The organism is Pseudomonas fluorescens (assembly GCF_902498065.1).
Lineage (GTDB): Bacteria > Pseudomonadota > Gammaproteobacteria > Pseudomonadales > Pseudomonadaceae > Aquipseudomonas > Aquipseudomonas fluorescens_BJ.
In genome coordinates, this window is record NZ_CABVIR010000001.1 from 985,514 (window position 1) to 1,004,817 (window position 19,304).

General features: G+C 59.7%; 13 protein-coding genes. 10 read left to right on the forward strand and 3 right to left on the reverse strand.

The features are described 5' to 3' along the window. Nucleotides 1-123 precede the first annotated feature (123 nt). Nucleotides 124-471 carry a metalloregulator ArsR/SmtB family transcription factor gene (locus F8N43_RS04930; RefSeq protein WP_150630574.1) on the forward strand — a complete coding sequence of 116 codons (348 nt, stop codon included), beginning with the start codon at nt 124-126 and terminating at the stop codon, nt 469-471. A 32-nt stretch (nt 472-503) separates the two neighbouring features. Further along, nucleotides 504-1,787: an arsenic transporter gene (locus F8N43_RS04935; RefSeq protein ID WP_150630575.1), complete on the forward strand. Its 1,284-nt coding sequence runs from the start codon at nt 504-506 to the stop codon at nt 1,785-1,787. A 113-nt stretch (nt 1,788-1,900) separates the two neighbouring features. Here the strand turns inward: F8N43_RS04935 and F8N43_RS04940 are convergent, their stop codons facing one another. Beyond that, nucleotides 1,901-2,851 (reverse strand): DUF1853 family protein, encoded by a 951-nt coding sequence (locus tag F8N43_RS04940; RefSeq protein ID WP_150653303.1) that lies wholly within the window; start codon nt 2,849-2,851, stop codon nt 1,901-1,903. A 112-nt stretch (nt 2,852-2,963) separates the two neighbouring features. Here F8N43_RS04940 and F8N43_RS04945 point away from each other — a divergent pair, with 112 nt between their 5' ends. The 8 genes from F8N43_RS04945 to F8N43_RS04980 all read left to right on the forward strand — a co-directional run bounded on the left by F8N43_RS04945 (nt 2,964) and on the right by F8N43_RS04980 (nt 13,513). After that, nucleotides 2,964-3,854 carry an NAD(+) kinase gene (locus tag F8N43_RS04945; protein ID WP_007906781.1) on the forward strand — a complete coding sequence of 297 codons (891 nt, stop codon included), beginning with the start codon at nt 2,964-2,966 and terminating at the stop codon, nt 3,852-3,854. Beyond that, the gene (locus F8N43_RS04950; protein ID WP_412070970.1) at nt 3,851-4,825 is read left to right on the forward strand and encodes a metallophosphoesterase; all 975 of its coding nucleotides are present in this window, start codon (nt 3,851-3,853) and stop codon (nt 4,823-4,825) included. Before F8N43_RS04945 ends, F8N43_RS04950 begins: the two co-directional genes overlap by 4 nt. After that, nucleotides 4,822-5,691 carry a rhomboid family intramembrane serine protease gene (locus F8N43_RS04955; RefSeq protein WP_150630578.1) on the forward strand — a complete coding sequence of 290 codons (870 nt, stop codon included), beginning with the start codon at nt 4,822-4,824 and terminating at the stop codon, nt 5,689-5,691. The genes F8N43_RS04950 and F8N43_RS04955 overlap by 4 nt, the downstream gene beginning before the upstream one ends. 34 nt (nt 5,692-5,725) lie before the next feature. After that, on the forward strand, nt 5,726-5,986 hold the full coding sequence (locus tag F8N43_RS04960) for a YeaC family protein (protein WP_150630579.1): 261 nt from the start codon (nt 5,726-5,728) through the stop codon (nt 5,984-5,986). Next, entirely contained in the window at nt 5,983-6,813 is an 831-nt protein-coding gene (locus F8N43_RS04965; protein WP_150630580.1) for a DUF2797 domain-containing protein, read from the forward strand. Before F8N43_RS04960 ends, F8N43_RS04965 begins: the two co-directional genes overlap by 4 nt. A 10-nt stretch (nt 6,814-6,823) precedes the next feature. Further along, nucleotides 6,824-9,481, forward strand: a complete 2,658-nt coding sequence (pepN, locus tag F8N43_RS04970) for an aminopeptidase N (RefSeq protein ID WP_150653304.1) — start codon at nt 6,824-6,826, stop codon at nt 9,479-9,481. A gap of 545 nt (nt 9,482-10,026) precedes the next feature. Then, a complete protein-coding gene (locus F8N43_RS04975; protein ID WP_150630582.1) occupies nt 10,027-11,100 on the forward strand; it encodes a WD40/YVTN/BNR-like repeat-containing protein in 1,074 nt (357 codons plus the stop codon). 28 nt (nt 11,101-11,128) lie between these two features. Further along, a complete protein-coding gene (locus F8N43_RS04980) occupies nt 11,129-13,513 on the forward strand; it encodes an efflux RND transporter permease subunit (protein WP_150630583.1) in 2,385 nt (794 codons plus the stop codon). A 61-nt stretch (nt 13,514-13,574) separates the two neighbouring features. Here the strand turns inward: F8N43_RS04980 and F8N43_RS04985 are convergent, their stop codons facing one another. Together F8N43_RS04985 and F8N43_RS04990 are read right to left on the reverse strand one after the other, a co-directional pair. Then, the gene (locus F8N43_RS04985) at nt 13,575-18,272 is read right to left on the reverse strand and encodes a dermonecrotic toxin domain-containing protein (RefSeq protein ID WP_150653305.1); all 4,698 of its coding nucleotides are present in this window, start codon (nt 18,270-18,272) and stop codon (nt 13,575-13,577) included. A gap of 214 nt (nt 18,273-18,486) precedes the next feature. Continuing rightward, nucleotides 18,487-19,206: a FadR/GntR family transcriptional regulator gene (locus tag F8N43_RS04990; RefSeq protein WP_084320617.1), complete on the reverse strand. Its 720-nt coding sequence runs from the start codon at nt 19,204-19,206 to the stop codon at nt 18,487-18,489. Nucleotides 19,207-19,304 lie beyond the last annotated feature (98 nt).

Consider the following 19,304-nt stretch of genomic DNA (forward strand, 5'->3'; position numbering starts at 1 on the left):
GCGACCTCCTGTAGCGGCAGGCTCGGCAGCTGCTACAGGGCAGGTGTTTCAAGTCTTTGCTTTACTGAATATTCGAAATTCCATATATTCACGCCTCGTTTGTCTGGAGGCGTGTTCCCCCTCATGTCCGATTCCCGTGGTCCCGTCGATATTTTCAAGGCCCTGGCCGATGACACGCGCAGTCGTATCGCCATGCTGATTGCCCGCGAAGGCGAGTTGTGCGTGTGTGAGTTGACTGCCGGGCTGGACCTCAGCCAACCGAAGATCTCGCGTCATCTGGCGCAATTGCGCAGCAACGGGCTCCTGGCGGATCGTCGTCAGGGGCAATGGGTGTTTTATCGCCTGCATCCGCAACTATTGCCGTGGGTCATCACGCTGTTGCAGGGGGCGCTGGCCGCCAACGTTGAATGGCTCGCCGCCGATGTTGCACGTTTGCAGGCGATGGCTGACCGGCCGGTTCGCTGCTGCTGATCTTTCTTTCCACTTTTTGAAGGCTGCTTCGGATGCTTGTAGCGTCGCTGATTTTCCTGCTGACCATTACCTTGGTGATCTGGCAACCCAAAGGCCTGGGCGTCGGCTGGAGTGCGGTACTCGGTGCGGTGCTGGCGCTGATTTTCGGGGTGGTGCACCTGAGCGATATCCCGCTGGTTTGGCAGATCATCTGGAACGCCACCGGCACCTTTGTCGCGCTAATCATCATCAGCCTGTTGCTGGACGAGGCGGGGTTCTTTGCCTGGGCGGCGCTGCACGTCGCCCGTTGGGGGCGGGGCAGTGGGCGCAAGCTGTTTGCCTACATGGTGCTGCTTGGCGCGCTGGTCTCGGCGCTGTTTGCCAATGACGGCGCGGCGCTGATCCTCACGCCCATTGTGATTTCCATGCTGCTGGCGTTGCGTTTTTCCCCGGCGGCGACCCTGGCGTTCGTGATGGGCGCCGGGTTCATCGCCGACACCGCAAGCTTGCCACTGGTGGTGTCGAACCTGGTGAACATCGTTTCCGCCGACTTCTTCCACATCAGTTTCAATCGCTACGCGGCGGTGATGATCCCGGTCAACCTGGTCAGCGTCGCGGCGACGCTGGCGGTGCTGATGTGGTTCTTTCGACGCGACATTCCCAAGGATTACGATCCCGAGCAACTGGCGCATCCGGCCAGCGCCATCCACGACAGGGCGACTTTTTTCGCGGGTTGGGCGGTGTTACTGATCCTGTTGCTTGGCTGTTTTGCGCTGGAACCGCTGGGCATTCCCATCAGTGCCATTTCGGCGGTGTGCGCGGCGTTGCTGCTGGCCATTGCTGCCCGAGGCCACAAGATTTCTACGCGCAAGGTGCTGAAAGAAGCGCCATGGCAGATCGTGATTTTCTCGCTGGGCATGTATCTGGTGGTCTACGGGCTGCGCAACGCCGGGCTCACCGGGTATCTGGCGGGTTGGCTGGACGGTTTCGCCGGTTATGGCGTCTGGGGCGCGGCCATGGGCACGGGTGTGCTGACGGCGCTGCTGTCGTCGATGATGAACAATCTGCCGACGGTGTTGATTGGTTTGCTGTCGATTGATGCCAGCCAGGCGACCGGGGTGGTGAAGGAGGCAATGATCTACGCCAACGTCATCGGCAGCGACCTGGGGCCGAAGATTACGCCGATTGGCAGTCTGGCGACGTTGCTGTGGTTACATGTGCTGGAGCGCAAGAATATCCGGATCGGGTGGGGGTATTACTTCAAGGTCGGGATTGTGTTGACGGTGCCGGTGTTGTTGGTGACGTTGGCGGCGCTGGCTGTGCGGTTGTCCGTTTAGACCGGGTTGGCCCCATCGCGAGCAGGCTCGCTCCCACACTGGATCATCCTTATGATGAAGGCCCTGTGAGAGCGAGCCTGCTCGCGATGGAGTCGGTACGGCCGCTACAAATCTCAACCACTGCCCGGCACATTCGGCCAAAGGTCCGCCACCAGAAACAACCGCTCTGCCTCTTCCCAATCCCCATCGGCATTTTCGATCAACCGCACCAGCAATTGCGCCGGCGCCAGCGGCTCAAGATCGACGAGCCACGCCTCCAGCTGTTCCGTGTTCCAGGTCTGCTCCACCGGATAATGCGCCGGCGCCAGCCAGGCATGGCGGGGCAGGGGTTGCCAACGCCCGGACGGGCGCTGTGCGACAAAATCCTTCCAGTCCTTTTGATGCAGCCAGCTTCCGCGCAAATGTTGCGGATGTGCGCCGTCCGGTGGTTGGGACTGCCCCGGCCACGGATACAGCAGATACCCACCCAGCCACAAATGCGCACTGAACTGTTGAATGTCCAGCGCCGCCAGCACTTCACGGCTCTCCGGCCGGGCGGAAATCGGTAACTGATGCTGACTCAAATGCGCCAGTTTGCGGTCCAGTCGATCGTGGCAGCCCGGCCCCAGCCATTGCGCGGTGTCACGCCCATTGCCGTCTTGCGGGCCGAGGTAAAGCTTGATCGCCAGTTCCAGGTGATGCACGCCGTCGCGATCGCGCAGCAGCATGTCCAGTTCGCCCAGCGTGTGGCCTTCGCGGCGGATGGGCATGTTCGCGGCAATCAGGTCGATGCCCGGTGCATGGCGCACGGCGTATTGCCACAACCGTTCGTAATACAAACCCAGGCGCCGGGTCCGGGCCTGGGCCAGCCAGTGCAGCAGGTCATAACTGTCACGATCCAGTTGCCGCAGCCACAGCTCCAGCCGTTCCGGCGCCTGCACCCAGTCACTGCCGGCCAGTGGATGGCGTTGCGGCCACGGCGTGGCCTCGAGCATCGGTGGCGCGAGGATGACCCAAGCCAGGTCGCGCACTTCGGGGTGGCGCAACTGGTGGGGTAACAGCAGCAAATCGGGAAATAGGATCATCTTGCGAGCATAGCCCTAAACATGAGTACACCCTTGTGGCTGAAAGGATTTTGTCTATCCCGCGCTTTCGCCCATAATCGTGCTTTTGGCCGTCGCAGACCGTAGGGGCACCATGGAGCAATTTCGTAATATCGGCATCATCGGTCGCCTGGGCAGTTCGCAGGTGCTGGATACCGTCCGCCGACTGAAACGGTTTCTGCTCGATCGTCACCTGCATGTGATCCTTGAAGACACCATCGCCGAGGTCCTGCCGGGCCATGGCCTGCAAACCTCGTCGCGCAAGATGCTCGGCGAAGTCTGCGACATGGTGATTGTGGTCGGCGGTGACGGCAGCCTGCTCGGCGCCGCGCGCGCACTGGCCCGACATAATATTCCGGTGCTCGGCATCAACCGTGGCAGCCTCGGTTTCCTGACCGATATTCGCCCTGATGAACTTGAAGTCAAAGTCGCCGAAGTGCTCGACGGCCACTATCTGGTGGAAAACCGCTTCCTGCTGCAAGCCGAAGTCCGCCGCCACGCCGAGGCCATCGGCCAGGGCGATGCGCTGAATGACGTGGTGCTGCATCCCGGCAAATCGACACGCATGATCGAATTCGAGCTGTATATCGACGGCCAGTTCGTCTGCAGCCAGAAGGCCGACGGCCTGATCGTCGCCACGCCGACCGGTTCAACCGCGTATGCGCTGTCGGCAGGTGGCCCGATCATGCACCCCAAGCTCGACGCTATTGTGATTGTGCCGATGTACCCCCATACCTTGTCAGGTAGACCGATTGTGGTCGATGGCAACAGTGAGCTGAAAATCGTCGTGTCCAAGGATATGCAGATCTACCCGCAAGTCTCCTGTGACGGGCAGAACCATTTCACCTGCGCGCCGGGTGACACCATCACTATCAGCAAAAAAGCGCAGAAGCTACGGCTGATTCATCCGCTGGACCACAACTACTACGAAGTCTGCCGGACCAAACTCGGCTGGGGCAGCAAGTTGGGGGGTGGAGGCGACTGATGCTCGATCCCGCGCGAAGTTATGACCTGATCGGTGACGTGCACGGTTGCGCTCTGACCCTTGAGCACTTGCTCGACCGGCTCGGCTATCACAAACAGGGTGGCGTCTGGCGGCATTCGTCGCGTATGGCGGTGTTCGTCGGTGACATCATCGACCGCGGCCCGCGGATTCGCGAGGCGCTGCACATCGTCCACGATATGGTCGAGGCCGGCCAGGCGTTGTGCATCATGGGCAACCATGAATTCAACGCGCTCGGTTGGAGCACACCGGCGCCGCCGGGCAGCGGCAAGCAATTCGTCCGTGAACACACGCCGCGGCACGCGCGCCTGCTGGGTGAAACCCTGACCCAATTTGAAGATCATCCCGCCGACTGGCATGACTTCCAGCAATGGTTCTACGAATTGCCGCTGTTTGTGGATGCCGGGCGTTTCCGAGTGGTCCACGCGTGTTGGGATTCGGGCCTGATCGAGCCGCTGCGCGCGCTGTTTTCCGACGGTTGCGTCGATGAACATTTCCTCCAGGCCTCTGCGGTGCCGGGCAGTTTTGCCTGCACCGTGTTCGATCGCTTGTTGCGCGGCACCGACATGCGCTTGCCTGACGGCTTGACCATGACCAGCGGCGATGGCCTGACGCGCTCGTTCTTCCGCACCAAATTCTGGGAAGACGATCCGCAAACCTACGGAGACATTGTGTTCCAGCCTGACGCCTTGCCTGAACCCGTCGCCCGGACGCCGCTGTCGTCCACCGAGAAAAACACCTTGCTGCGCTATGGTGTTGAAGAGCCCTTGCTGTTCGTCGGCCACTACTGGCGCAGCGGCAAACCGGCGCCGATCCGCCCGAACCTGGCCTGCCTGGATTACAGCGCGGTGCTTTACGGCAAGCTGGTTGCCTATCGCCTGGACCAGGAAGCCCGGCTCGATCCGCACAAGTTCGTCTGGGTCGATGTCGAACGGCCGGAGGCCCTGCGATGAGTGCCGTGGCCGTTTTACGCCTGCCGTTGGCGGTGGACCTGAGCGGGTTCGTCAAGCTGCTGCAACGCATGCAGGTGCCGCATCGGGTCAGTGAAGAGCAGGGCGAGCAGGTGCTGTGGGTGCCCGCCAATATCAGTGAAGACGTGCGTGCGCTGTACGAGCGTTTTCCAGCGGGTGATCCCGATCAGCAGCTGGATATTCCGGTGGCGAAAACAACGAAGCGTCCCGGTTTCGTCGAGCAATTGCGCCACGCCAAAGCGACGGCGCTGGTGCTGTTGCTGAGCCTGATCGTCGGCGCGGTGACGCTGTTGGGCGAAAACCTCGACACCATGCGCTGGTTGACCTTTCTCGATTTTCGGGTGGTTGGCGAGTACATCCATTTTGTGCCACTGGCCGACAGCCTGGCGGCGGGGCAGTGGTGGCGCCTGGTGACGCCGATGCTGATTCACTTCGGTTTCCTGCACCTGGCGATGAACGGCATGTGGTATTGGGAGTTGGGCCGACGCATCGAGTCGCGTCAGGGCGCAATCAACCTGATCGGCCTGACCTTGCTGTTCGCCCTGGTGTCGAACTACGCCCAGTTTTATTTCAGCGGCCCGACCTTGTTTGGCGGGTTGTCCGGCGTGCTGTACGGCCTGCTCGGGCATTGCTGGATCTTCCAGTTGCTGTCGCCAAATCGGGCTTATCGCCTGCCGCGCGGTGTGCTGGTGATGATGCTGGTGTGGCTGCTGCTGTGCCTGTCCGGGCTGGTCTCGATGATCGGCTTCGGTGAAATCGCCAACGCCGCCCACGTCGGCGGGTTACTCATCGGATGCTTCACCGGTTTGTTGGGTGGTTTGTACAACCGCCGTAAACTGGCCGTCTAAAACAGTTACGTGAATCAAAGAGCGCGGAGACCCAATGTCCTCTTTCAACGAAATGATCAAGAACATCACCCCGGACATCTACCAGAGCCTGAAACTGGCGGTGGAAATCGGCAAATGGTCCGATGGCGGCAAACTCACCGCCGAGCAACGCGAACTGTCGCTGCAAGCGATGATCGCTTGGGAAATCCAGAACCTGCCCGAAGACCAGCGCACCGGTTACATGGGGGTGCAGGAATGCAGCTCGAAGTCGATTGAAGTGCCGAATATCCTGTTCAAGTCGGATGCCATCCATTGATCGAGATTGGCCGCGGTGCAGTCAGTAAAATGTCGGCGCGCCTGGACGGGTCCGACGTGCAGTATGCGTTTCGTCTGGGCGACGTCGAGGTACCGGTCAATCCGTTGATCGGCACGACGGTGCGTCTTGAGTACCTCGGGGCGATCCACTGCTCCCATTGCGGGCGCAAGACCAAAACCAGCTTCAGCCAGGGTTACTGCTACCCGTGCATGACCAAACTGGCGCAGTGCGATATCTGCATCATGAGCCCGGAGCGTTGCCACTACGACGCGGGTACCTGCCGTGAGCCGGAGTGGGGCGAGAAGTTCTGCATGACCGATCACATTGTGTATCTGTCGAACTCGTCCGGGGTCAAAGTCGGGATTACCCGCGCGACTCAGCTGCCGACCCGCTGGATCGACCAGGGCGCCCGTCAGGCGTTGCCGATCATGCGTGTTTCGACCCGCCAGCAGTCGGGCTTCGTCGAAGACCTGTTTCGCAGTCAGGTGGCGGACAAGACCAACTGGCGTGCTTTACTCAAGGGCGAAGCGGTTTCGGTGGATCTGGCCGAGGTTCGCGATCAGCTGTTCGATAGCTGCGCCGAAGGTTTGCAGGGTTTGCAGGAACGATTCGGCCTACAGGCAATCCAGACTATTGCCGATGTGGAACCGCTCGAAATCCGCTATCCGGTCGAGCAGTACCCGGCCAAAATCGTCAGCTTCAACCTGGACAAGAACCCGATTGCCGAAGGCACTCTGCTGGGAATCAAGGGCCAGTACCTGATCTTCGACACCGGCGTGATCAATATTCGTAAATACACGGCTTATCAGCTCGCCGTGCATCAGTAAGGACTCCAGCATGCGCACCGAACAACCGAAGATGATCTATTTGAAAGACTATCAGGCGCCTGAGTACCTGATCGACGAGACGCACCTGACCTTCGAGTTGTTCGAGGACCACAGCCTGGTCCATGCGCAACTGGTGATGCGCCGCAACCCTGAACGTGGTCCGGGCCTGCCGCCGCTGGTGCTGGACGGCCAGCAACTCGAACTGCTGTCGGTGACGTTGGCCGACCGCGAGTTGAGCGATGCCGATTACCAACTGACCGAAAATCACCTGACCCTGCAGCCGACCAGCACCACGTTCACCGTCGACACCAGCGTCAAGATCCACCCGGAAACCAACACCGCGCTGGAAGGCCTGTACAAGTCCGGCACGATGTTCTGTACCCAGTGCGAGGCCGAAGGCTTCCGTAAGATCACCTATTACCTCGATCGTCCGGACGTGATGAGCACGTTCACCACAACGGTGGTTGCCGAGCAGCACAGCTACCCGGTGCTGCTGTCCAACGGCAACCCGATTGCCAGTGGTCCGGGCGAAGACGGCCGCCATTGGGCGACCTGGGAAGATCCGTTCAAGAAACCTGCCTACCTGTTCGCGCTGGTGGCCGGTGATTTGTGGTGCGTCGAAGACACCTTCACCACCATGACCGAGCGCTCCGTGGCGCTGCGCATTTATGTCGAACCGGAAAACATCGACAAGTGCCAGCACGCCATGAACAGCCTGAAGAAGTCCATGCGCTGGGACGAAGAGGTCTACGGTCGCGAGTACGACCTGGACATCTTCATGATTGTCGCGGTCAACGACTTCAACATGGGCGCCATGGAGAACAAGGGCCTCAACATCTTCAACTCCAGCGCCGTGCTGGCCCGCGCCGAAACCGCGACCGACGCCGCGCATCAGCGCGTGGAAGCGATCGTTGCCCACGAATACTTCCACAACTGGTCGGGTAACCGCGTGACCTGCCGCGACTGGTTCCAGTTGTCGCTGAAGGAAGGCTTCACCGTGTTCCGCGATTCCGGTTTCTCCGCCGACATGAACTCGGCCACCGTGAAACGGATTCAGGACGTGGCTTACCTGCGGACCCACCAGTTCGCCGAAGACGCAGGTCCCATGGCCCACGCCGTGCGCCCGGACAGCTTCATCGAGATTTCCAACTTCTACACCCTGACCGTGTACGAAAAGGGCTCGGAAGTGGTCGGCATGATCCACACCTTGCTCGGTGCCGAAGGGTTCCGTAAAGGCAGTGACCTGTACTTCGACCGCCATGACGGCCAGGCCGTGACCTGCGACGACTTCATCAAGGCCATGGAAGATGCCAACGGTGTCGACCTCACCCAGTTCAAACGCTGGTACAGCCAGGCGGGCACGCCGCGCTTGGCAGTGAGCGAGTCCTACGACGCCGCCGCAAAAACCTACAGCCTGACCTTCCGCCAGAGCTGCCCGGCCACCCCGGACAAGGTTGAAAAACTGCCGTTCGTGATTCCTGTCGAGTTGGGCCTGCTGGACTCCAAAGGCGCGGCCATTGCGTTGCGTCTTTCCGGTGAAGCCAGCGCTCAGGGTACTTCGCGGGTCATTTCGGTGACTGAAGCGGAGCAGACCTTCACGTTTGTCGACATCGCTGAACAGCCGTTGCCTTCGCTGCTGCGCGGTTTCTCGGCGCCGGTGAAACTGAGCTTCCCGTACAACCGCGATCAACTCATGTTCCTGATGCAGCACGACAGCGACGGCTTCAATCGCTGGGATGCCGGTCAGCAACTGTCGGTTCAAGTGCTGCAGGAACTGATCGCTCAGCAACAGAAGGGCGAGACGCTGGTACTGGATCAGCGTCTGGTTTCCGCGTTGCGCACTGTACTGTCGGACGAAACGCTGGATCAGGCGATGGTTGCTGAAATGCTGTCGTTGCCGGGTGAAGCGTATCTGACCGAGATCAGCGAAGTGGCGGACGTCGATGCCATCCACATCGCCCGCGAGTTTGCCCGCAAGCAATTGGCGGACGGCTTGTTCGAAGCGTTGTGGCTGCGTTACCAGGCCAACCGCGATCTGTCGAAACAAACCCCGTACGTGGCCGAGGCCGAGCACTTTGCCCGTCGCGCATTGCAGAACATTGCGCTGTCTTACCTGATGTTGAGCGGTAAGCCTGAAGTCCTGGCGGCGACGCTTGAGCAATTCGAGACCAGCGACAACATGACCGAGCGCCTCACAGCGTTGGCCGTGCTGGTCAACTCGTCGTTCGAAGAAGACAAAGCGCGGGCGCTGGCGAGTTTTGCCGAGCACTTCAAGGACAACCCGCTGGTCATGGACCAGTGGTTCAGTGTTCAGGCGGGCAGCACGTTGCCGGGTGGGCTGGAGCGTGTGCGTCAGTTGATGCAGCATCCTGCGTTCAACATCAAGAACCCGAACAAGGTGCGGGCGCTGGTCGGTGCGTTTGCCGGGCAGAACCTGATCAACTTCCATGCGGCAGATGGGTCGGGTTATCGCTTCCTCGCGGATCTGGTGATCGAACTGAACGGCTTCAACCCGCAGATCGCTTCGCGCCAACTGGCGCCGCTGACCCGCTGGCGCAAATATGACGACGCCCGTCAGGCATTGATGAAAGGCGAGCTGGAGCGGATTCGCGCTTCGGGTCAACTGTCCAGCGATGTGTTTGAAGTGGTCAGCAAAAGCCTGGCGTGAGTTTGGGTTTGCTCCCGCAGGTGTTCACTCGACTCCTGTGGGGGCGGCGGTGCGGCGATCCGACTTGCCCGCGAAGGCGGCCTGACAGCCGGCCTGTTCTCGCGGATGTACCCGAAACCCCTGTGGGAGCTAGCCTGCTAGCGATGGACGTTAACGATTACGCGTGCGGTCTGAATGAACGCTGTGTCCGGACGTCCATCGCTGGCAAGCCAGCTCCCACAGGGGAACGCGAACGCTTCAAACGACAGGCCGGCCGGTAGGCAGCCCCGCAGCAACGGTTATGGACACCAACCACCAACCGACAAGACCAATCACCCTACCTGATACCCCACCATTCAGCCTGCCCCCATCCCCCCCAGGTTAACAAAACATAACGTGGCGTCGATTGTCAGACCTTTCCAAACACCGATAGGATAAGCCAGCTTCCGAAGGGGCTCTGGATTGCGGGTTTCAGGACTATGCTCCTAATGACTCAATCCCAGCGAGCACCCCTAACGGCGCCCTGAAAGGTTGAACGACCTAACAATAATAATGGGGGAAGGTCTATGAGTGAGCCTGTCATGGGTGTGGGTATCTGCCGCCCGCCGGCACTGCGCAAATTCGCATTGCTGGCTACAGCGCTCTCGCTGTTGGGCTGTGCCGTGTTGTCGGCACCTGCGCTGGCCGCTGCGGCGCCAGCCACCGACGTTGTCTATTCCGTTGAATCCGCCAAGGCCAGCAAAAGCCTGATGCTCGACGTCGTGCACGCCGGCAAGCGCCTGGTGGCGGTCGGCGATCGCGGGCACATTCTTTATTCCGATGACCAAGGGGCAACCTGGACCCAGGCCAAGGTGCCGACCCGTGCACTGCTGACCTCGGTGTTTTTTGTCGATGACCAACACGGCTGGGCCGTCGGCCATGATGCACAGATCCTCGCCAGCGAGGACGGCGGCGTCACCTGGACCAAGCAATACGAAGACCTTAAACGCGAATCGCCGCTGCTCGACGTCTGGTTCCAGGACGCCAACAGCGGCTTTGCCGTAGGCGCTTACGGCGCGTTGCTGGCCACCACCGACGGCGGCAAGAACTGGGAAGACGTCAGCGATCGCCTGGACAACGAAGACCAGTACCACCTCAACGGCATCGCCGCGGTCAAGGATGCCGGGCTGTTCATCGTCGGTGAGCAGGGCAGCATGTTCCGCTCCGCTGATTGGGGACAGACCTGGGAAAAGCTTGAAGGCCCATACGAAGGCTCGTTGTTCGGTGTGATCGGCACCGCCGAGGCCAACACGCTGCTGGCCTACGGTCTGCGCGGCAACCTGTTTCGCTCCACCGATTTCGGCAGCACCTGGGAGCCGGTCGAGCTGAAAGCCACCCGAGGTGCGCTGGAGTTCGGTCTGTCTGGCGCCACCTTGCTTGACGATGGTTCGATCGTGATCGTCGGCAACGGCGGCTCGGTGATTCGCAGCAACGACAACGGCGAAACCTTCAGCGTGTTCAACCGTCCCGATCGCATTTCCGTTTCGGCGGTCACCGCGGCAGGCAACGGCAATCTGATTCTGGCAGGACAGGGCGGCGTTCGCGTCACCTCGCCAACTGGTGCCGGCGCAGAGAATGGAAAAAACGGGTCGTCCAAATGAGCCGGGCAAATAATAAGAAGGCGGGTCTATGACATCCTTGAGCAGCCATCACCAAGACAAGGCGACGTTTCTGGAGCGCCTGATTTTCAACAACCGCCCGGCAGTGATTGTGATCTGCCTGTTGGTCAGTATTTTCCTGTTCTGGCAGGCGACGCTGATCCGGCCGTCCACCAGTTTCGAAAAGATGATCCCGCTCGAGCATCCATTCATTCAAAAGATGATGGAGCACCGTAACGATCTGGCGAACCTGGGCAACACCGTTCGCATTTCGGTTGAAGCCACCGACGGCGACATCTTTTCCAAGGAGTACATGGAGACCCTGCGTCAGATCAACGACGAAGTGTTCTACATCTCCGGCGTCGACCGTTCCGGTCTCAAGTCGCTGTGGAGTCCGAGCGTACGCTGGACCGAGGTGACGGAGGAGGGCTTCGCCGGGGGTGAAGTGATCCCGCAGAGCTACAACGGCTCCCAGCAAAGTCTCGATTTGTTGCGCAACAACGTGCTCAAGTCCGGGCAGGTCGGGCGTCTGGTGGCGAACGATTTCAAGTCGAGCATCGTCGATATCCCGCTGCTGGAGTCCTACCCGGACCCGCAGGACCAGGGCAAGCTGCTGGCCCTGGACTACCGCAAGTTCTCCCACGAGCTGGAAGAAAAGATCCGCGACAAGTTCGAGAAACAGAACCCCAACGTGCAGATCCACATCGTCGGTTTCGCCAAGAAAGTCGGCGATCTGATTGATGGTCTGGTGATGGTGGTGATGTTCTTCGGTGTCGCCTTCGTCATCACCCTGATTCTGTTGTACTGGTTCACCAACTGCATGCGCAGCACCGTGGCGGTGTTGACCACGACGCTGGTGGCGGTGGTCTGGCAGCTCGGCCTGATGCACTTCTTCGGCTTCGGGCTGGATCCGTACTCGATGCTGGTGCCGTTCCTGATCTTCGCCATCGGTATTTCCCACGGCGTACAGAAGATCAACGGCATCGCGTTGCAGTCCAGTGAAGCCGACAACGCGTTGACTGCGGCGCGGCGCACCTTTCGCCAATTGTTCCTGCCGGGGATGATCGCGATCCTTGCGGATGCGGTGGGCTTCATTACGCTGCTGATCATCGACATCGGCGTGATTCGAGAGCTGGCCATCGGCGCATCCATTGGCGTGGCGGTGATTGTATTTACCAACCTGATCCTGCTGCCGGTGGCGATTTCCTACGCCGGCATCAGCAAGCGCGCTGTCGAGCGCAGCAAGAAAGACGCGCACCGCGAACACCCGTTCTGGCGCCTGCTGTCGAACTTCGCCAGCCCGAAAGTCGCCCCGGTGTCGATTGTCCTGGCCCTGTTGGCCTTCGGTGGCGGCCTCTGGTACAGCCAGAACCTGAAAATCGGCGACCTCGACCAGGGTGCTCCAGAGTTGCGTCCGGATTCGCGCTACAACAAGGACAACAACTTCATCATCAGCAACTACTCCACCAGTTCCGATGTGTTGGTGGTGATGGTCAAGACCAAGTCCGAAGGTTGCTCGCGCTACGAAGCGATGGCGCCGATCGACGAGCTGATGTGGAAGATGCAGAACACCGAGGGCGTGCAGTCGGCGATCTCGCTGGTGACCGTGTCCAAGCAGATGATCAAGGGCATGAACGAGGGCAACCTGAAATGGGAAACCCTGTCGCGCAACCCGGACGTGCTGAACAACTCCATCGCCCGGGCTGATGGCCTGTACAACAACAGTTGCTCCCTGGCGCCGGTGCTGGTGTTCCTCAACGATCACAAGGCTGCAACGCTGGATCGTGCGGTCCATGCCGTTCAGGACTTCGCCAAGGAGAACAACAAGGAAGGCCTGGAATTCATCCTCGCCGCCGGTAACGCCGGCATCGAGGCGGCCACCAACGAGGTGATCAAGGAATCCGAACTGACCATCCTGATCCTCGTCTATATCTGCGTCGCGACCATGTGCATGATCACCTTCCGCTCCTGGGCGGCGACCTTGTGCATCGTTTTGCCACTGGTGCTGACCTCGGTACTCGGCAACGCCCTGATGGCCTTCATGGGCATCGGCGTGAAAGTCGCGACCTTGCCGGTGGTGGCATTGGGTGTGGGGATTGGCGTGGACTACGGCATTTACATCTACAGCCGTCTGGAAAGCTTCCTGCGTGCCGGTCTGCCGTTGCAAGAGGCGTACTACCAAACGCTGAAGTCCACCGGTAAAGCCGTATTGTTCACCGGTCTGTGCCTGGCCATCGGCGTGTGCACCTGGATCTTCTCGGCCATCAAGTTCCAGGCCGACATGGGCCTGATGCTGACCTTCATGCTGCTCTGGAACATGTTCGGCGCGCTGTGGCTGCTGCCAGCGCTGGCGCGGTTCCTGATCAAGCCGGAGAAACTGGCAGGACAGAAGGGCAATTCGTTGTTTGCTCACTAACCTCAAGCAAAACAAGAAGCCGCAACACGGGTTGCGGCTTTTTTATGGGCGATTGAACAGCTCAGCGCGGTAGCAGCGGCAAGAAATCGCTGCTGGCCAGTTCCTTGCTGATGATTCCATGATGAATGGCGATTTGTTGCTTCGGATCTTTTGCCTTGGCCATGGCCGATTCGTAGGTTTCGAAACGTTGCTCCCTGGTTTTCAGATGCGCCTGGCTGTAGTCAGCCTTGGCGTCCTCTGCGTTGGCGTAGTGAAAATGTGCGTACCACCAGGGTTGATTTTCTTTATTCAACAAGACGTACTCCTGCATGAAATCCTTGCGTCCGGTTTTGAGCTGAACCCGCTGGCCGATGATTCGCGCAAAAATCGCATTGTTGCGCAGCAGGAACTCCACACCCTCGCTAGTGGGCGGCCGGGCGAGGGTCATGCGAGTACGAAGGTCACTCGCCTGGGTGTAAAGGTTGCGCGCCTTGTCCCGCAGGCCGTGGATCAGCGAAACGTCGGGAGCCCGGTTGGCCGGCGGGCTTTCGTGATGTTCCAGGCTATCGGCGTACCCGATCAGTTTTTGTGCCTCGCGCTGCAGTTGCTCTTCGATTTCCTTGGGAGAACTGGCGCGTTGCGCGTAACCCTCGATCTTTTGCACGTGTTTATCGGTATCGGCCAAGGCTTTGCGAGCATCGCCCTTGACCTGCTGATAGGGGCGTGGAGCCTTGGGTGTTACGGGCCTGACATCGACAACTTCTACCCAGACGTTGGGCTCGTGTTCATGAAACGAGGCCAGTGGCTTTTCCTCGAAAGGGTCGTTGATGTCGACAATGTCTCCTCCCTGGTTGGCCACTCGTTGGCGAAGATCGCCGATAAACGCGCCCTTGGCGGTGTTGATAACCCGCTTGCGGCTGGGCCGTGAATCAGGACGTTTCACCGGCGGCCTGGAGCCGGATGCTGACGCGGGCGGTTCCTCCGGTTGTGGCTGCAGTTGAAGCGCTTGCGCCAGACGTCGCTCGGCATCCACACGCAGCTGATCAATGAGTTCGCGCAGTCGATTGAAAGGGTGTGCTTGCAGCTCATCGGTACTGAAAATGCCTATCGCTTCCAGACCATCCTGTGCCTTGTTGTACTGATCGACGAGGTTATCCAGAACGGCGATTCGATCGCTATTGATGTAGGTGTGGTCCGTTTGCAGTTCGGCATGGGACCGAGACAGCAACAGCAGGGGGCTGAGGGTGCGTTCGAGCGCACCCATGGTATTGCTTCCGAGGGCCTTGAGGCTGAGCAGGCGCAAGACGCTTAATTGATAGCTCTTGATTCGCAGTGCCGTCATTTCATTCTCGGGCCTGTTGCCGGTCAGTCGCTTCCAGTACTCCATGCCCAGGCGAGGGATCTGCTTGAGTTCCAGCAGCCGACCGTCTACCTGTTCAAAAAGCTTGATCATGGTTTCGTTGATTTCGGCGGTTTTGCGCATGAACTCAAAGTAGCGATCCAGTACCACGTCGCCCTCGCGAATTATCGCTTCATGCAGATGCCTGATCCCGTCTTTCAAGTCCGTGTATTCGCTATCGATAGCTTCGCGCTCCCAGTCAAGGATGACGACCCGTTTGCGAGCGTTGTTGATGAGGTTTTCTGACAGGTTGCACAATTGCAGGGGATCGGGATCGGATTTGGTCAATTCGCTCAATTCCCTGATCTCGGCCAATAGCGTGGCGTAGGTTTCGGTCTGTTTGTCCAGCTCATCAACGAAGCGTTGCCTATACGTGGCGCGATCGAGCTCGGTGCTGGCAGGATCGTTTTTTTTCAGCTGCATCAGGTTCTCAGCGATGTCGACACGCTTCTGCACCCGCGTTTGTTGATCCACGAACTCCTGACGATTGAGTTGCAGCAGGCTGATGCGTTGTTGCGTCATTTCTCGCTGGGCATTGATTCGCGCATTGCGCCCGCCGCCGAGCAGCTTCAACCCCTGATCCAGGGTCCAGTGGCCATTGCCATCGGTCTTGAGCTTGATGCCGGGATGATCCGGGTGTTCCGGGTGAATCAAATACACTTCGCCGAAGCCGGGCACGATACTGACGCGAAACAGCAGCCCGGCGACGGTGGCGTGCCAGGTGTTGCCAATCCGGTACAAGCCTTTGAAGGTGCCGGTTGTAATGGGCGCTGGCAGAGGTGTCGGCCATGGCACCTGGAGTTCCCGCAACGTGTTGAACAACCGGGCCGATGCCGAATCGCGAGCGCTCGACAGGTTGAAGTCGAGCAGGGTATTGCCACTGCCCGGCGGTTCGGAAGGCAGGCCCGGGGAGTCCTCGGTGATGGTCGGTTCGGTGGGCCATGAGAATGTCTGTGAAGGACGGCGCGGGGAGGCGAGGGGGCCCTGAATTTCCGCCACCGTGCTGTCGGAAAGTGCCGGGGCACCTTGCTCTCGGGCCACATGTAGAACCACCAGGCCAATGTTCAACAGCACGTCGACCCATGCCTGGTTCCGCGCCTTTGGGTCATCACTGTCCAGTGCGGGAAGATCGTTGATCAGGCTGTGGGCGATTTGCTGCATCCAGCCCACGACCATGGCGGGGCCGCGTAACAGCGGCAGAATCACGTTGTTGAATACCAGCCAGCCACCCTCGAGGATGATCGCCCAACGGCTCTCGGCATTCGACACCGATTGCCGGTCTGCCAGATCAATCAGTGCACGTGCATTGCTGACGAACAGACTGGCCAGCAATCGACCTTCTTCCAGCGCGGTGAGCCAGTCACCGACCGCTTCGTCGCCTGCGAGAATCGCGGGTTTCGGCTTATCCGGTGGTGAGAATTCGTCGCCGGCATGAAAGTGAACAATGTGGGGTTCGGTGAACCCGTTGTTGTCGTAGATCGGCCGTGCGCGATCCGGCAGCCAGGTCAGCACACTGGTTTGCAAAGGGCCGGTTTGCGCAATGGCGCTCAGCAAGTCCTGACGGCTGGGGTATTGGTGCAGGGGATCCGGGTACAGCGGTCGGTAAAGAATATGCGGGCCGCCCGCCGTCAGGTCTTTGGGCTCGATGATGAACATGTTGCTGACGACATCACAGGTGGCGCCAGCCTTGCGTTGAAATGCCAAAGGCCTGATGACAATCGACTGCTCCTCGACGACGCGCTCGGCAGCCAACGGCTGGAACAATGCATCGACATATCGATAGCCCGGGAAAGTGAAGCCGTGTTCACCCTTGATCGAATGTTCCAGGGCGCGCAGCGGCATACCTACGCTAAGTTCAAGACCGAACAGTCGCTGGCGTTCCTTGGCCTCGGGACTATCGCCAAGCAGTTGCGCTTCTAAGTACTCGGGGTAATGTTTTCCGACATCGACTCGATTCACCAGCTCCAGTAAATAAGCCTCGGTGGTCCAGTCTTGAATCAGTTGGTTTGCGGTGTGGCGGATGGTCATCCGGCCTTTGGGTTTGCCGGCGAGATTTTTGATCGCAAGATCGGTCAGCGACATCTGGACTGGTTCGAGGTAGCCACTGCCCAAGTCGCCAACGGGCACATGAAAGGTCAGTTCCAGCTCATCGGACTTGTAGCCGGGGGCCAGGGGCTGGTCTTTGAGCATTTGCTCATGCAGTGCATTTCTGGTGAACGTGCGAAGGTCAACGACGCCGTCGCGCAACGAACGTCCCTGTGTCTGTTGTTTGGCGCTGGCCATCGATAACGTGTATTTGCGCCACGCCATGCGATCACTGCCGCCCGCACCCTGCAACCACTCGGGCATCGACGCCTGCAGGGATTGAAGGTGCATCGGGTGGTGGTCGCTGCCGATAAACCGTGCAGCCACATCGGTGATTGCATCAAAACGTTTTTCAAGTTCCGCCAGGCTCTGGCGTGCGGGCAGTTTCAGCGATTCCAGGTCTTGCAGTTGCTGGTTCAGCAGCAGGGCTGCCTGGGTATCAAAAATGTTGCCGTCCGGTGCAAAACGTTTCCAGGTGATGGAATCGGCCGTGAAGTCTTGCTGCAACCGCGCATTCCATGCAGCACCGAAGGCTTGCTTGGACGGGAACGACTCGATGTCGCCGGTCACGCTGCACAACAAATGGGTATCACCGTAAATCACCAGGATATCCGACGTCTGCAGCGTGATCGTCACTTCACCTCTGCTCAGCGTGATTTGAAGCGTACAGGCTTCAATAGCACCTTTGACCCAGGGTCGCTGAAGGCGTTCACGGTTGTCGGGTTGGCGCGCCAACTCCAGGAGAATCTCGGCCTGGGACGCATTAGTCTCCGCGAGACGCGTCGCGGACGTTTTCAGCACGCCGGCGAGCAGATCCCCCAGCCATTGCCAGCGGCTGACGCCGGTCTGGTCTTTTTCGTTCCAGCAGTCCTTCAATGATTCCTGAGCGCCGATGTAGAGAATGTCGGGTAACTCGCGGATGACATCCGCGATCACTTGCAGCTCAGGCCGCCGCGATGAGGTGCTGTTGACGGCGAGTCGTGCAGGGGCACGGTTGGTCAAAAAGCAGATGCGACCGAATTGCTCGCTAAAATCCGGGAATGTACCGCTGGCGAGAGACTCAAGCACCAAATCGATAAGCGGCGTGAGCCGCCAGCCTCCCTCCGGGGTCGGTTGGGCGACTTTGGTCAGGTCAGGGTCGAACGCCAGTTGCGGGTATTTTTCCAGAATGCCGTCCTTGAGCATGCGGGCGGTTTGCGAGCGCAATGTCGGTCGGGTGTTGAATCGGTTGTGAACCGCCCGCGCGATGATGTCTGTGTTGCTCGCGGTGGCGGGCGGTGATGCAGGTGTGGGCATGATGCAATCCTTTGCATGAGTGGTTGCTCAACGTAAAACCTAATCGAAAGGGATGTGCGGTAGCGGGTTACCGCACATTGTTCGATTCGATGGGGCAAGGAAGGTTTTCAGGCCGGAAACGAAAAAGCCGCAACCTCAGGGTTGCGGCTTTTTTACATCTGAAGATTCACACAACCCTTTGTAGAGGCCGGCTCCTGCAAGGGATCGCGTTGGTTTACGAAGGATCGGTGCCCAGCACCACATTCAACGCACTGCGCGCATCATCCAGCTGCACCAGCGTCGCATGCCGTGCACCCAGCGCATCGCGATTTTCGATCGCCGTGAGAATCGCCTTGTGCCGTGGCAAGGCCAATTCATGCAGGTTCGGCCGCTGGTTGGAATGCTTCAACGCTTCGGCAATTGCTACCGACAGCATGTTGCACAGGTTCGCTAGCAAATCGTTGTGCGTTGCGTCGGCGATGCGGCTGTGGAAATCCAGGTCCGGTTGCAACAGCGCTTCGGGGGTCGGCGCGGCTTCCATGCGTTGGTAGGCTTCACCGATGGAGGCGATGTCCGCGTCGGTGGCGAACTGCGCGGCGAGGGCTGCGGCAGCCGGTTCGATGATGCTGCGCACACTGGTCAGCAGATCGAAGAACTGATTCTGCGGGCTGCTTTGCATCAGCCAGTGCAGCACATCCGGGTCGAGCATGTGCCATTCCTTGCGCTGCTTGACCACCGTGCCGACCCGCGGACGGGAATACACCAGGCCTTTGGCGACCAATACACGCGTGGCTTCGCGCAGCACCGGCCGGCTGACCGCGTATTCCTCGCACAACAGGGCTTCTGCGGGCAGCTTGTCGTCCGGTTTGAAGCGTCCGGAAACGATCTGCATGCCCAGTTCCTGGACGATGCGCGAGTGCATGCTTTTGCGGTCGGAGGGTTTGCGGTAATCCATGGGGAACGGCGCGATCCTGTGCGATGGAGGTGCCGCGCATGATAGCAGGCGCGGCGAGGACGGTCGCCCGAGCAAGCACGGTCCTGCGTCCAATGAAG

Bases quoted from the DNA above. Each gene is read 5' to 3' on its own strand.
- F8N43_RS04930 (WP_150630574.1), top strand. From the start codon at position 124: ATGTCCGATTCCCGTGGTCCCGTCGATATTTTCAAGGCCCTGGCCGAT.
- F8N43_RS04935 (WP_150630575.1), top strand. From the start codon at position 504: ATGCTTGTAGCGTCGCTGATTTTCCTGCTGACCATTACCTTGGTGATC.
- F8N43_RS04940 (WP_150653303.1), bottom strand. From the start codon at position 2,851: ATGATCCTATTTCCCGATTTGCTGCTGTTACCCCACCAGTTGCGCCAC.
- F8N43_RS04945 (WP_007906781.1), top strand. From the start codon at position 2,964: ATGGAGCAATTTCGTAATATCGGCATCATCGGTCGCCTGGGCAGTTCG.
- F8N43_RS04955 (WP_150630578.1), top strand. From the start codon at position 4,822: ATGAGTGCCGTGGCCGTTTTACGCCTGCCGTTGGCGGTGGACCTGAGC.
- F8N43_RS04960 (WP_150630579.1), top strand. From the start codon at position 5,726: ATGTCCTCTTTCAACGAAATGATCAAGAACATCACCCCGGACATCTAC.
- pepN (WP_150653304.1), top strand. From the start codon at position 6,824: ATGCGCACCGAACAACCGAAGATGATCTATTTGAAAGACTATCAGGCG.
- F8N43_RS04975 (WP_150630582.1), top strand. From the start codon at position 10,027: ATGAGTGAGCCTGTCATGGGTGTGGGTATCTGCCGCCCGCCGGCACTG.
- F8N43_RS04980 (WP_150630583.1), top strand. From the start codon at position 11,129: ATGACATCCTTGAGCAGCCATCACCAAGACAAGGCGACGTTTCTGGAG.
- F8N43_RS04985 (WP_150653305.1), bottom strand. From the start codon at position 18,272: ATGCCCACACCTGCATCACCGCCCGCCACCGCGAGCAACACAGACATC.
- F8N43_RS04990 (WP_084320617.1), bottom strand. From the start codon at position 19,206: ATGGATTACCGCAAACCCTCCGACCGCAAAAGCATGCACTCGCGCATC.